The following is a 12,474-nucleotide window of genomic DNA, read 5'->3' on the forward strand; positions in this document are numbered from 1 at the left end:
CTGCCGAACCGCCTCCAGTTTGAACTCCCGCGTGTACTGCGCACGCACTTGCTTGTCACTCATTGCTCAACTCCTTGTCGGTATTTTCAACAAGGGTTAAGAACTCCACTTTTCAGGGGCAACCTCATACTTTGCTGGCTGTGGGGGCGCACAGTCTCTATCCATGATATGAACCTCCGGGACCTCCAAGCCCTGCAGGCGATTCGTCCACAGCTCAAGGGTGGAGCCACCCATCGGAATGTAGACAAGGGTGCCACTGGTCTCCGCGGCGCGGAGGTCAGGGATGTCTGCCTCAGTTCTAGCGAGGGTGGCCGAGATGCGGCTTAGGAACTCAATGTCGTTCGGACCTTCGACGCCTACGAAAACGCACACGTTATGGTTTGGAAGGATGCCCAAGGAGTCCCGGAGCCTGATAGAGGCGGCGTCATCGTTTGGTGCGACAGTGCGGACTCGATCCGGCGCGACTTCTATGAATCTGATTTGGCTTTGGTCAATCTTGCGCGCAAGAAGCGGATTGTGCGTGGTGAGCAAAACCTGCGTTGAGGGCGACTGGGACAGTTCAATCAATGCTTCAAGGAGTAGCAGTTGATTGTTAGGATGCTGTGATGTCTCTGGCTCTTCAATTGCGAGGATTACATCTGGCGCCCCTCGGTCGCCAGCCAACTGCTCTGCCTTCGCACGGAAGAAGTTAATCAGGAAGAGCCGCCTGACGCCGCTGCCGCGCTTGTTAAGCGGCACCTGATCCTCTGCGGTAAGCGACACAGAGAACACCTTCGCCCAGTTCAGCGAGGAGAAGACTGGGTTCAACTCGCCGGCCAATGCGGGGTCCATCTCTCGGAGCTTGTCAATCGTCGCTCGCGTGACTGCCTCAACTTGCTGCCGAACATGGTTCCCAATCAGTTCCAACTGAGCCTGCTGACTAACCAGCGCTTCCTTGATCGCGTACTTCAGAGGATCCTGAGCCTCTGCGTCTTGGTCCGAGCTTGGTCGGTCAGCTCGGAACAACTGGTAGAGCGGAAGAGCATTTTGAAGCGGCTTCCAAATCGTGCCTTTGACTTCGAGTTGCACTTCGCGCAAGGCAAGGTCCTGCCGGGGTACGGAGTTCCATATTGCGTGGCGGATCGACGACTTCACGCCCTGATTGACACCGTTCAGATCCACCCCGAGGTCTTGTGCTCTGCGTCGCAGTTGAGCGATCGTAAGTGAGAAGAGGTCATTGAAGCGATCTGCCGATGGATGTATTGCCTTTACAAAAACTTCCTCGCACTTTGGAGATGCACCGGAAAATCTCCTGGTGACCTCGAGCAGTCCATCCTCGTTGAGCAGATACTCGTCCTGAGGCGCGATCGTGGCGTCCGAATCGACGATCAAGCGAGCTTGTACATCGCGAAAGATACATGTAACGTCTACAGGCGAAGCGTTTCCAGCACCTATCGATCGGCCCTCAGAGTCAAGCTTCTCAAGGTTGAAGAACGCGTCGACAGCCTCAAGAACGGTTGACTTTCCGGCATCGTTCTTGGCGATGATGCAAGTTAGCTCATCGATGGGCATCTCGAACTCCTCGCGGTAACAGCGAAAGTTCCGTATGCGAACGTGTGCAAGTTTCATGATGGGGCTTGTCGAATGCGTGCTCTGTGACGCCTGGCTGGGTGCACAACTCAAAGGGAGTTCAGGTTAAAGAGCCTACCCGAAAGCAGTCAACTCTGAACGATAGCTATTGGCCGATAGTACTCATTCGTTTGCAGTCAGCGTATGACTGCAACTAGCCTGTGCGGTCAATGAGCCAGTTCAGCATAGGTTTCCCGATAAAGAGCAAGCCTTCGCGCGCCTGTTGGCCTGCCGCCAACGCGGCGCAGCATTGCCCCTACGGCAAATTCTCCCGAAAAATCACCTGACTCCGCGTAGTCTCCACCCCGCTCGTCGGCTCCCGCCCATCCCGCAGGTTCGCAAATATCCGCACGCAGTTCATCACCGCGCCCTGCGGGTTCTGGGTTATGACCGCGTCCATCGTTCCGTCAATCAGCAGCGCCCGCGTATCCGGCGTGAGGCCGTGGCCGATGAATACGATCTTGCGGTCTGCCCCTGCTTCTTTCAGCGCACGGCCAATGCCTTCGGCCCCGCCGCCGATGTTGTAGATGCCTGCCAGGTCGTCGTGCTGCTCCAGAAGCGCGCGGGCCTGGCGGTAGTTGCGTTCGGCGTCGTCCTGGCCTTCGCGCACGCCCACCACCTGCACCAGGGGGAACTGTTCTTCGAACAGATGCAGAAAACCCGCCTCGCGCTCTTCGTGGGCGCGGTAGCGCAGCGATCCAACAATCATCGCCACATGCGCCTTGCGGCTGTGGGCCAGCGGGCCCATGAAGCGGGCGATCAGGTAGGCGGCGGTGCGGCCTGCGGCGCGGTTGTCCAGGCCCACGTAGGCCACGCGGCGCGAGTTGGATAAATCCGAGATCAGTGTGACGGTAGGCACGCCCTGCTCTGCCAGCTGGGCCACGGCCTCGCGCACCACGGGGTGCTCCAGCGCCATAAAGGCGATGCCGTCGCAGCGCTTGCCGTAGTGCAGCAGCGCTTTGGCGAGTGCGTCGGGGTTAAAGCTCTCGATGTACGCAGCCTGGCAGCGCACGTTGAACGGTGCCCAGTGGTCTTGCGCGTAGCCGATCACGTCGCCCAGCATTTGCAGAAAGCGGTTGCTGCCCTCGGGGATCAGCACCATCAGGCGCAGGGGCTGCGGCTGAAGTGCCGCATGCAGCTCGGCCTGCGGCAGGTAGCCCAGGGTGGCTGCGGCCTGCAGCACCCGCTGCGCGGTGGCGTTGCGCACGCCCGAGCGCTGGTTCAGCACCCTATCGACCGTGGCAGTGGACACGCCGGACAACTGGGCGATGTCGGGGATGCGCGGGCTGCGGGGACTGCTGGGGTTGGGCGGGTTTTGGGCCATGTGCAATTCAATCAAAAACCATCATTTAGTTTGCTGGTATTTGATGGATTCCGCGGATAGTATCACTGGGCGTTCGATGCTGAAAGGCATCAGAAACCATCAGTACAAACCCTAGGTTGCAACGGCCAAGACCGATTGCGCAGGAGACAAGACATGCCTGATATCCCAACTCGCGCCGCGTGCCGCACCCCGGGCTCGCCCGTGCCCTTCGTACCCAGCCGCCCCGCCTGCGTGCGCTGAAGCATCGCCACCGCATCCATGCAATACGAGTTCGACTTTGCCAGCGTGCTGGCCAACTGGCCCCAGTTTCTGGAAGGGGCCTGGATGACCATCCTGCTGTCCTTCCCGGCCACGGTGATTGGTTTTGTGGGTGGCACGCTGCTGGCCATTGGCCGGCGCGGCGACACGCGCTGGCTGGCCAAGGCCTGCGGTGCGTATGTAGAGGTGCTGCGCAACACCCCGCTGCTGGTGCAGGTGTTTCTGGTGTTCTTTGGCCTGGCCAGCCTGGGCTTCAAGGTGTCGGCGTTTGCTGCGGCGCTGCTGACGCTGGTGATCAACGTGGCGGCCTACACCTGCGAAATCATGCGGGCGGGCATGGATTCGATTCACAAGGGCCAGATCGAGGCGGCCGAGTGCCTGGGCCTCACGCGACGGCAGGTGTACTGGCATGTGGTGCTGCGCCCGGCCATGGAGAAGGTGTACCCCGCGCTCACCAGCCAGTTTGTGCTTCTGATGCTGGCATCGTCCATCACCTCGCAGATCTCGGTGGAGGAACTCACGGCCGTGGCGGCGCGGGTGCAGTCTGAAACCTTCCGCCCGTTTGAGGCTTACATCCTGGTGGCGGTGGCGTATCTGGCGCTGTCGCTGCTGATGCGGCTGGGGCTGTGGGTGTTCGGGCAGATCATGTTCACGCGCAGACGCAAATTGGGCAAACTGGGGAGCGCCAAATGATTGACGGTGGACTGAACTCGTATCACCTGCAGTACCTGCTGTTTGGCGCGCTGTGGACGGTGGGGCTGTCGCTGATTGCGTTTGTGGGCGGTGGTCTGGCCGGGGGTGTGATTGCGCTGGCCCGGGTCAGCCCCATCAAGGCGGTGCGGTGGGCGACGATTGCGTGGATTCAGATCATCCAGGGCACACCGCTGCTGGTGGTGCTGTTTCTGTGCTACTTCGGCCTATCCATAGCGGGCTTGGAGCTGCCCGCCATCGTGGCGGCCAGCATTGCGATGATTGTTTACGTCAGCGCGTACCTGGGTGAAATCTGGCGCGGCTGCATCGAGTCGGTGCCGCGCACGCAGTGGGAGGCGGCCGAATGCCTGGCCCTGTCGCGCACCCAGCGCATGCGGCTGGTGGTGCTGCCGCAGGCGGTGCGCATTGCCACGCCGCCCACGGTGGGCTTCATGGTGCAGATCGTCAAGAACACCTCGCTGGCGTCCATCGTGGGGTTTATCGAGCTGGTGCGTGCGGGGCAGCTCATCAACAACTCCATCTTTCAGCCTTTTACCGTGTACCTGCTGATCGCCATCGTCTACTTTGCGATGTGCTACCCGCTGTCGGTCTGGAGCCACAAGCTGGAGCAGCGCCAGCAGTTTGGAAACCGTGGCCCAGCCACTGTGCCTGTGACCACCGCATGAAACGAGAAGACACCATGAACCTTGCCCAAGACGCTGCTGTGCAACCTGTTGCGCACGCTGCTTTGTCTGCACAACAACCCCAGCAACAAGGACAGCAACAGCAACCGGTGGTTGAACTGAAAGACGTGCACAAGAGCTTTGGCAGCAACCAGGTGCTCAAGGGCGTGTCGTTTGCCATTCCCAAGGGCCAGGTGGTGGCCATCATCGGCAAGAGCGGGTCGGGCAAGAGCACGGCGCTGCGCTGCATCGACCGGCTGGAGATCATCGACAGCGGCACCATCAATGTCTGCGGCCACGCGGTGCACGACCCGGCCATCGACCTGCGCCAGTTGCGCCAGGACGTGGGCATCGTGTTCCAGAGCTACAACCTCTTCCCGCACCTGACGGTGGAGCAGAACATCACCCTGGCCCCCAAGGCCGTGAAGAACCTGCCCACGGCCAAGGCGCGCGAGATTGCCGCCCGCACGCTGCAGCAAGTGGGCCTGGCCGACAAGGCGCAGGCCTACCCCGAGCAACTGTCGGGCGGGCAGCAGCAGCGCGTGGCCATTGCCCGGTCGCTGGCGATGGAGCCGCAGGTGATGCTGTTCGACGAGGTGACATCGGCGCTAGACCCGCAACTGACCGGCGAAGTGCTGCGCGTGATCGAAGCGCTGGCCCAGGGCGGCATGACCATGGTGCTGGTCACGCACGAGATGGAGTTTGCCGCCCGCGTGGCCGACACCATCATCTACATGCACGAAGGCAAGGTGTGGGAGACCGGCCCGGGCGCGATGCTCAAAAACCCGCAGACCGCCGAGCTGCGCGACTTTCTTTCTCACGGGCTATGAGTTTCAGCCCTGCCCCTTTCGATTCGCTATTCAAAAACCACCAGGAGACAACCATGACCACTTCCCTCACCATCCTCCGCCGCACCCTGCTGGCCGTCAGCGCCGCCGCTCTGTGCGTGCCTGCCATGGCAGAGCTGGCCGACATCAAGTCCGCAGGCAAGCTGCGCGTGGGCATTGACTTTGGCGCGCCGTTCTACGGCTACGTGGACGACAAGATGAAGCCCGTGGGCTCGGACGTGGAAGCAGCAGAGCTGCTGGCCAAGGACCTGGGGCTAACGCTGGAGATCGTGAACACCACCAACTCGTCGCGCATCCCCAACCTGCTGTCGAACAAGGTGGACCTGATCATCTCGTCGCTGTCGATCACGCCCGAACGCCAAAAGGCGGTGGACTTCTCCATCCCCTACGGCGCCATCCAGGCCGCAGTGGGCGCGCCCAAGAGCCTCAAGCTCACCAGCATTGAAGACCTGGCAGGCAAGACCGTGGCCGTGACACGCGGCGGCCCGCAAGACAAGATCGTGACCGAGCGCGCGCCGCAGGCCAAGGTGGTGCGGTTCGACGACGAGTCGGCATCCATCACGGCGGCCGCCACCGGCCAGGCCGACATCGTGGCCATCACGCCGCCGATCATTGCCGCCATCGCCAAGAAGAACCCGTCGCGCGACTTTGAGACCAAGTTCATCCTGCAGTCGTACCAACTGGGCGTGGCCATGCGCAAAGGCCAGCCCGAGCTGATGGCCGCCGTGAACGGCTGGATCAAGACCAACCTGGCCAACGGAAAGCTGAACGACATCCATGTGAAGTACGCGGGCGTGCCGATCCCCAAAGAAATCATCGACGGCGCCAAGTAAGCAAACAAAGCAAGCCTGCAACCTGGGCGGCGCCTGATGGGCCCCGCCCGGCTGCGCCCTGCCCCGACGCATCACCACCAAAGGAAATTTTTATGAGCCGTCATTTCGGTGCCATTCGCCAGCTCGGCTATGTGGTCCACGACATCGAAGCCGCCATGGACTACTGGAGCAAAACCCTGGGCGTGGGCCCATGGTTCTACAACCCCAAGGTTCCGATCAAGAACTACGTTTACAAGGGCGAGCCCTACGAGCCGCACAACTCGGTGGCGCTGGCCAACTCGGGCTATGTGCAGGTCGAGCTGATCCAGACGCGCAACGATGTGCCATCGATGTACCGCGACTTTCTGCAGGCCGGGCGCACCGGGCTGCAGCACGTGGCGTACTGGACCAGCGACTACGACGCCGACCTGGCGCGGCTGACGGCCCAGGGCTTCAAGACGGTGATGAGCGGCGAGGTGGGCGAAAAGGGCCGGTTTGTGTACTTCGACACCGAGTACCACCCGGGCACGGTGATCGAGCTGTCGGAAGTGGCGGGCCCCAAGGGCCGCATGTTCGACCTGATCCGTGCGGAATCGGAAACCTGGGACGGCACGACGGACCCGGTGCGGCCTTTTCCTGATCTGTCCAAGATCTGAAAAAAGCCTGAATTTCAAGTCAAATTGGCCCCTAGCGCTTTTTCCATAAGCGCTAGAAGCTATCAAAACAGTAGCAACACACCCCATGTCCCCAGACCGCTTTGAAGCCACCTACCTGATCGAGACCCCGCTGGACCCGGCCCACGTGGCCGAGGTGCTGGCGGGCGAACAATCGTGTGGCACCTTCACCCGGGTGGAGGGCGAGACCGACGCGCTGCGCGAACGTGCCCGCGCCACGGTCGAGTCGGTCGAGCTGCTGGACGTGGCGCCCGCGCCGTCGCTGCCCAACGGGTGGATGCAGCGGCGCGGCATGTTCGACACGCCGCAGACCTGGCAGCGCGCCCGGCTGCGCGTGAGCTTTCCGTGCGACAACATCGGCCCCAACCTGCCGACGCTGGCCGCCACGGTGTCGGGCAATCTGTACGACCTGGGCGAGGTCACCGGCCTGCGCCTGGAGTCGATGAAACTGCCCAGCGCCTACCGCGCGCAGTTCGACATGCCCCGCCACGGCATCAGCGGCACCCGCGCGTTAACTGGCGTGCAGGGGCGCCCGCTGATCGGCACCATCATCAAACCCAACGTGGGTTTGTCGGCCGAAGAGACCGGCGACCTGGCGGGCCGCTTGTGCGCCGCCGGGGTGGACTTCATCAAGGACGACGAGGTCTGCGCCAACCCGGTGCACGCACCGCTGGCCGACCGCGTCAAAGCCGTGATGCGCCGCGTGCGCGCCCACCAGGACAAAACCGGCAAGCTGGTCATGGTGGCCTTCAACATCACCGACGAAACCGACGCCATGCGCCGCCACGCCGACCTGATCGCCGCAGAAGGCGGAAGCTGTGTGATGGTGAGCCTGAACTGGTGCGGCTACTCCGCCGTGCAAACCCTGCGGCGCCACACCCCGCTGGCGCTACACGGCCACCGCAACGGCTACGGCGCCCTGTCGCGCCACCCGCTGCTGGGCTTTTCGTTCAACGCCTGGCAGACGCTGTGGCGCCTTGCGGGTGTGGACCACATGCACGTGCATGGCCTGCAAGGCAAGTTCTCGCAGACCGATGAAGAAGTGATCGAGTCAGCGCGCGACACCCTGGCCCCGCTGTGCGAAGGCCTGGACGACCGCGTGTTGCCCGCCTTCTCCAACGGCCAGTGGGCTGGCACCGTGCCTGCCACGTGGGACAACATCCAGTCCAACGACCTGCTGTTCATGTCCGGCGGCGGCATCCTGGCCCACCCCGATGGCCCCGCTTCGGGCGTGGCCAGCCTGCAGCAGGCGTGGAATGCGGTGCAGAAGGGCGAAACCCTGGCCGAGCGCGCGGCACGCGCCCCCGAGCTGCGCCGCGCCATCGAATTCTTCGGCAAGAAGCCCTGAACCATGACCACCACAGCCCCCCGGTTTGGCTGGTACGGCGACGACTTCACCGGCGCCACCGACACCCTCGCCGTGCTGGCCCAGGCGGGCCTGCGGTCCATGCTGTTCATGGGCGTGCCCAGCGCGCAAGCGTTGGTGGCCGCCGGGCCGCTGGATGCCATCGGCATTGCCGGCGCCGCGCGTGCCATGGCGCCCGACGCCATGCGCGTCGAGCTGACCGGTGTGGGCCAATTTTTCAGGCAGATTGCGCCCACCGTGCTGCACTACAAGGTGTGTTCCACCTTCGACAGCGCACCCCATGTCGGCAACATTGCCTGCGCCATCCAGACCCTGCATCCCAGCGTGGACAACCGCTGGGTGCCCATCCTCGGAGGCCAGCCCAGCCTGGGCCGATACTGCGCGTTCAGCAATCTGTTTGCCGCTGCCGGGACGGGTGGAGCCGTCTACCGCATTGACCGGCACCCGACGATGCACCGGCACCCAGTGACCCCCATGGCCGAGGCAGACTTGCGGGTGCATCTGGCGCAACAAGGATTGCAGGGCATCACGGCGTTGCATTACCCGTTGTATGAAGCGGATACAGGGCAAAACGCGGCAACCTTGCGCAACGCACTGGGCACGCTTCTGGACAACGGCCCGGCCGATCTGCCCGATTTGCCGTTCATGCCCACGCTGCTGGACCTGACCAGTGCAGACCAGCTGGCCAGCGTGGGGCGCCTGCTCTGGCAACAGGCACAACGCGCGCGTCTGCTCGCCGTGGGGCCCAGCTCCGTGGCGCAAGCGCTGATCGCTCACTGGGGAGCCCACGCAAGCCACCCCACCCCCGCCTTGGCGCCATCGACTGGCCCTGTGTTCGCCTGGGCGGGCAGCCTGTCACCCATCACTGCGGCCCAGGTCCAGGCCGCAGCGTCTTACCAACACATCCCTGTGGACGCGCAGCGCCTGGGCACCGACGCAGCGTACGCCCAGGCCACCCAGCGCGCGATATGCGCCGGGCTGCAACAAGGCTGTCATGTACTGGCCTACACCGGGCCAACGAACGGCGCCCCTGCTCCGTCCAGTGGTGCTTCAGCAGCCGTCGCCCCCGCCAGCGCGGCCCTGGTCGCCGGCGTGGTGCAGGCGCAGGCCGACAACGGCACGCCCCTGGGGCGCATTGGCATTGCGGGGGGCGACACCTCCAGCCACGCCGTGCAGGCGCTTCAGCTGTGGGGGCTGTCGTACAAAACCACGGTATGTCCCGGGGTCACGCTGAGCAGCGCACACAGCTCAGATCCGTCGCGCCACGGGCTGGAGTTGATGCTCAAGGGTGGGCAGATGGGTGGAACGGACCTCTTCGAGAGGCTGCTCGGCGCGGGCTGACGGAAACATCCAGACGATAAAAAGCCCGCGCATGGCGGGCTCCTTATAGAAGGGCTTAGCGGCAGGCAAGCCTGCAGCCATTCCTTCAAACGCGTGGAACGGGAGTTCCTGAGTTCACGCACAGCGCAAGGTTCAGCGCCTTGATCGCGGTCTTGTAATCCTCGCGCTCGATCACGAACTGCATGTTCACCTGCCGCAGGGTCTGGGACACACAGTTCACGTTGACCCGCGCATCGGCCAGCGCCTGTGCGGCCTTGGCCAGCACACCAGGGATGCCGATGTTGGAGCCGATGGTGCACACGATGGCGCTGGGCTTGATCGTCACGACCTGGTAGCCCTCCTGCAGCTCGGCCACCAGCTCGGGCGTGACCTGGTTGTCCCACACCAGATGGGCGATGGAGTTGGCATTGGTGGCCTTGAGGATGTAGCTCACGTCGTGCTTGCAGAACACGTTCATCAGGCCCGCATCAAAGCCCACCGTGCCCACCATGCTGGGGTCGTGGATCTCGATCAGCGTGACCTTGTCGGTGCCGGTCACGATCTCCACACGCGCGCGCTCACCCACAAAATCCTTGGTGATGAGCGTGCCGGGGTGGTCAGGCTCAAAGGTATTCTTCAGGCGGATGGGAATGCCGGCCAGCTCCATGGGCTTGGCGGCCTTGGGGTGGATGGCTTCCATGCCCACGTCGGCCAGCTGGTCGGCCACGTCGTAGTTGGTGGCACCCACCACGATGGCGTTTTCGAGGCCTACGAGGTTGGGGTCGGCGGACGAGAGGTGGAATTCCTTGTGGATCACGGCCTCGGCGGGGCGCACTTCCACGGCGATCTTGCTGAAGGTGACCTCGGAATAACCGCGGTCAAACTCGCGCATGATGCCTTCGGTGCCCTTGGTATAGCCAGTGGCCACCACCACCTTGTCGCTCAGGTCCAGGCCCTTGAAGCTTTGCGCAATGCGCTCATCAATGGTCCAGGCTTCATTGTCGTCAAAACCGGCCAGGTCCATCAGGATGGCGTTGACGCCATTGACCTTGAGGATCTCGACCGAGTTGAACGCGCTGTGCGACTCGCCAATGGAGGCCAGCACTTCCCGCGCGGCCAGCAGCACATCCTTGCGGCTCAGATAGCCGCTGGCCAGCACGTGCTGCATGGCGTTCAGATATTCACGCGCCTGGCCAACGCGCTGGTCGATGAAGGCATCGGCCACATCCAGCGGCAGGCCCAGGTCGGCGTAGCCCGCGTTCAGCTTTTTGAGGCTGGCGGCCAGTTGGGTCAAGGCGTCCTGGTAGCCCTTGCCCTCTGCAAACAGGGCATAGATGCCGCGCTCGCCCGTCTTCTTGTGCTCCAGCAACTGGTTCGTCACGCCCGAGTAGGCGGACACCACATAGATCCGGCCATAAATGCGCTTGGGATCGTGCAGCATGATGTGGCGCAGCACATCGCCAAAGGCGGTCATGGAGGTGCCGCCGATTTTCTCGACAGAGATCTTGGAGGAGTTGACGTCTGACATGGACAAGCTCAGAGGAGCAAAAGTGATTGGGAGGCCGGGCGGATGTTCTGCCCCAGAGGTAGCGGCAGAAAACCCTCTATTTTCCACGACTTTTGTCCGGGCACTTTGACGCAGCCCCCAAGGAGGCGGCTTGATTTCGCTACAGCGGGCTGCCAGCAGACATCCCGCAAGCAGAATGAGCTGCCAGCCTCTTCTGTGTTACAGATCAGCCCTCAACACCCCATTGCGCGTCGTAATAAAGAGCACGGAGTCTTTCAGAGCAATGCCTTCCGGGGGAGGAATCACACTCGGCAAGGCGCCAGGTACAAAACCGTACTTTCCAACCGTGCCAACCACGGTGCTCACCACACCACTGGTAGTGATCTTGCGCACCAAAGCATTGTTGCGATCAGCCACATACAAGTTGTCCTGACCATCGATCTTGACATCCACGGGGAACCAGAATTTAGCCTGCGCCGCCGCCCCATCGTTGTAGCCAAGAACGCCGGGTTGGCCGGCGATGGTGCTGACCAAGCCCGCTGGAGTAACTTTGCGGACCACATGATTGGCGGGATCCGCCACATACAGATTACCTGCAGAGTCCAGCGCGCCACCGCCAATGGAAGAAAACCGAGCGGAATCCCCCATGCCATCCACCAGGCCCTGAACGCCCGCCCTGCCAGCCAGCAGACTCACGGTCTTGTCCGAATTGATCTTGTAAATTGCTCCATACGGCCTTGTCGGCACAAAAATAGGCAGGCCTGCGGCCGGTACTGTTGAGCCTGCGGCTACATACACCGCACCGGAGCTATCTACCGCCAACACCTTCAATCCATCGGGAAGACTCTCGCTGCCTTCAAAGAATGATTGGACTGTGCCGTCGGGAGCAATCACTCGAATGCGCTTCCCACCGCCGACATATGTGTTGCCTCGTCGATCTACGGCCGCTCCGCTCATCGCATTTTGATATTCCATGCGAACGATACTCGTTGTGCCGCCTTCTGGGCTTATGCGGCGCAGAGAGTAGGAGTCGTCAATGTGGCCCGACAAGTGGCTGTTGGGATTAACGAACCGGTCGAGTACGACCAGATTGCCATTCCCATCGATGGATGGGCTGCGCGGATCAGAGAACTGTGCAGCGCTGCCAATTCCATCCCCCTCACCCTCCAGTCCCTTGTGGCCCGCATAAACACTTTCAACACCTTGAGCATCAATTTTCAGGATGGCAGTAGGGGGTGCGGACGAAAACTTGGACTACTAGAAGGTAGTTCATGTATTCCTACGAAGACCGAATCCGAGCCGTTGAGCTGTACATCAAGCTCGGCAAACGCACCAGCCCGACCATCAGACAGTTGGGGTACCCGACCAAGAATTCATTGAAAGG

The 12,474-nt window shown here is 62.3% G+C and carries 11 protein-coding genes; 7 read left to right on the forward strand and 4 right to left on the reverse strand.

What is annotated here, in order from left to right:
* Nucleotides 1–96: 96 nt before the first annotated feature.
* Both NFX52_RS26560 and NFX52_RS26565 read right to left on the reverse strand, forming a co-directional pair.
* The gene (locus NFX52_RS26560; RefSeq protein WP_082437391.1) at nucleotides 97–1,608 is read right to left on the reverse strand and encodes an ATP-binding protein; all 1,512 of its coding nucleotides are present in this window, start codon (nucleotides 1,606–1,608) and stop codon (nucleotides 97–99) included.
* Between the two features lie 256 nt (nucleotides 1,609–1,864).
* A complete protein-coding gene (locus tag NFX52_RS26565; RefSeq protein ID WP_055397313.1) occupies nucleotides 1,865–2,932 on the reverse strand; it encodes a LacI family DNA-binding transcriptional regulator in 1,068 nt (355 codons plus the stop codon).
* 258 nt (nucleotides 2,933–3,190) lie between these two features.
* Between NFX52_RS26565 and NFX52_RS26570 the strand changes: the two genes are divergently transcribed.
* From NFX52_RS26570 to NFX52_RS26600, 7 genes are all read left to right on the forward strand, one after another.
* Complete coding sequence (locus tag NFX52_RS26570; protein WP_055397312.1) at nucleotides 3,191–3,883, forward strand: amino acid ABC transporter permease; 693 nt, start codon at nucleotides 3,191–3,193, stop codon at nucleotides 3,881–3,883.
* On the forward strand, nucleotides 3,880–4,566 hold the full coding sequence (locus tag NFX52_RS26575; RefSeq protein ID WP_055397309.1) for an amino acid ABC transporter permease: 687 nt from the start codon (nucleotides 3,880–3,882) through the stop codon (nucleotides 4,564–4,566). Before NFX52_RS26570 ends, NFX52_RS26575 begins: the two co-directional genes overlap by 4 nt.
* Before the next feature lie 14 nt (nucleotides 4,567–4,580).
* Nucleotides 4,581–5,393 carry an amino acid ABC transporter ATP-binding protein gene (locus NFX52_RS26580; protein ID WP_055397320.1) on the forward strand — a complete coding sequence of 271 codons (813 nt, stop codon included), beginning with the start codon at nucleotides 4,581–4,583 and terminating at the stop codon, nucleotides 5,391–5,393.
* A gap of 53 nt (nucleotides 5,394–5,446) precedes the next feature.
* Nucleotides 5,447–6,244 (forward strand): transporter substrate-binding domain-containing protein, encoded by a 798-nt coding sequence (locus NFX52_RS26585; RefSeq protein ID WP_055397318.1) that lies wholly within the window; start codon nucleotides 5,447–5,449, stop codon nucleotides 6,242–6,244.
* Nucleotides 6,245–6,336: 92 nt separating this feature from the next.
* Entirely contained in the window at nucleotides 6,337–6,879 is a 543-nt protein-coding gene (locus tag NFX52_RS26590; protein ID WP_207402189.1) for a VOC family protein, read from the forward strand.
* Nucleotides 6,880–6,964: 85 nt separating this feature from the next.
* The gene (locus tag NFX52_RS26595; protein ID WP_055397305.1) at nucleotides 6,965–8,245 is read left to right on the forward strand and encodes a ribulose-bisphosphate carboxylase large subunit family protein; all 1,281 of its coding nucleotides are present in this window, start codon (nucleotides 6,965–6,967) and stop codon (nucleotides 8,243–8,245) included.
* Between the two features lie 3 nt (nucleotides 8,246–8,248).
* On the forward strand, nucleotides 8,249–9,604 hold the full coding sequence (locus NFX52_RS26600; RefSeq protein ID WP_055397304.1) for a four-carbon acid sugar kinase family protein: 1,356 nt from the start codon (nucleotides 8,249–8,251) through the stop codon (nucleotides 9,602–9,604).
* Nucleotides 9,605–9,689: 85 nt separating this feature from the next.
* On the opposite strand, the gene NFX52_RS26605 is transcribed toward NFX52_RS26600, so the two are convergent.
* Nucleotides 9,690–11,111: an aspartate kinase gene (locus NFX52_RS26605; RefSeq protein WP_055397302.1), complete on the reverse strand. Its 1,422-nt coding sequence runs from the start codon at nucleotides 11,109–11,111 to the stop codon at nucleotides 9,690–9,692.
* 198 nt (nucleotides 11,112–11,309) lie between these two features.
* Nucleotides 11,310–12,065, reverse strand: coding sequence for an NHL repeat-containing protein (locus NFX52_RS26610; protein WP_156358691.1), 756 nt, complete (start codon nucleotides 12,063–12,065; stop codon nucleotides 11,310–11,312).
* Nucleotides 12,066–12,474: the final 409 nt, after the last annotated feature.

Origin of the sequence: Acidovorax facilis (assembly GCF_023913775.1) — a bacterium.
In the GTDB taxonomy this organism is placed as follows: Bacteria; Pseudomonadota; Gammaproteobacteria; order Burkholderiales; family Burkholderiaceae_C; genus Acidovorax; species Acidovorax facilis.

Excerpts from the sequence above, each read along its gene's own strand:
- NFX52_RS26560 (WP_082437391.1), bottom strand. The coding sequence starts at position 1,608 with ATGAAACTTGCACACGTTCGCATACGGAACTTTCGCTGTTACCGCGAG.
- NFX52_RS26565 (WP_055397313.1), bottom strand. The coding sequence starts at position 2,932 with ATGGCCCAAAACCCGCCCAACCCCAGCAGTCCCCGCAGCCCGCGCATC.
- NFX52_RS26570 (WP_055397312.1), top strand. The coding sequence starts at position 3,191 with ATGCAATACGAGTTCGACTTTGCCAGCGTGCTGGCCAACTGGCCCCAG.
- NFX52_RS26575 (WP_055397309.1), top strand. The coding sequence starts at position 3,880 with ATGATTGACGGTGGACTGAACTCGTATCACCTGCAGTACCTGCTGTTT.
- NFX52_RS26580 (WP_055397320.1), top strand. The coding sequence starts at position 4,581 with ATGAACCTTGCCCAAGACGCTGCTGTGCAACCTGTTGCGCACGCTGCT.
- NFX52_RS26585 (WP_055397318.1), top strand. The coding sequence starts at position 5,447 with ATGACCACTTCCCTCACCATCCTCCGCCGCACCCTGCTGGCCGTCAGC.
- NFX52_RS26590 (WP_207402189.1), top strand. The coding sequence starts at position 6,337 with ATGAGCCGTCATTTCGGTGCCATTCGCCAGCTCGGCTATGTGGTCCAC.
- NFX52_RS26595 (WP_055397305.1), top strand. The coding sequence starts at position 6,965 with ATGTCCCCAGACCGCTTTGAAGCCACCTACCTGATCGAGACCCCGCTG.
- NFX52_RS26600 (WP_055397304.1), top strand. The coding sequence starts at position 8,249 with ATGACCACCACAGCCCCCCGGTTTGGCTGGTACGGCGACGACTTCACC.
- NFX52_RS26605 (WP_055397302.1), bottom strand. The coding sequence starts at position 11,111 with ATGTCAGACGTCAACTCCTCCAAGATCTCTGTCGAGAAAATCGGCGGC.
- NFX52_RS26610 (WP_156358691.1), bottom strand. The coding sequence starts at position 12,065 with ATGGAATATCAAAATGCGATGAGCGGAGCGGCCGTAGATCGACGAGGC.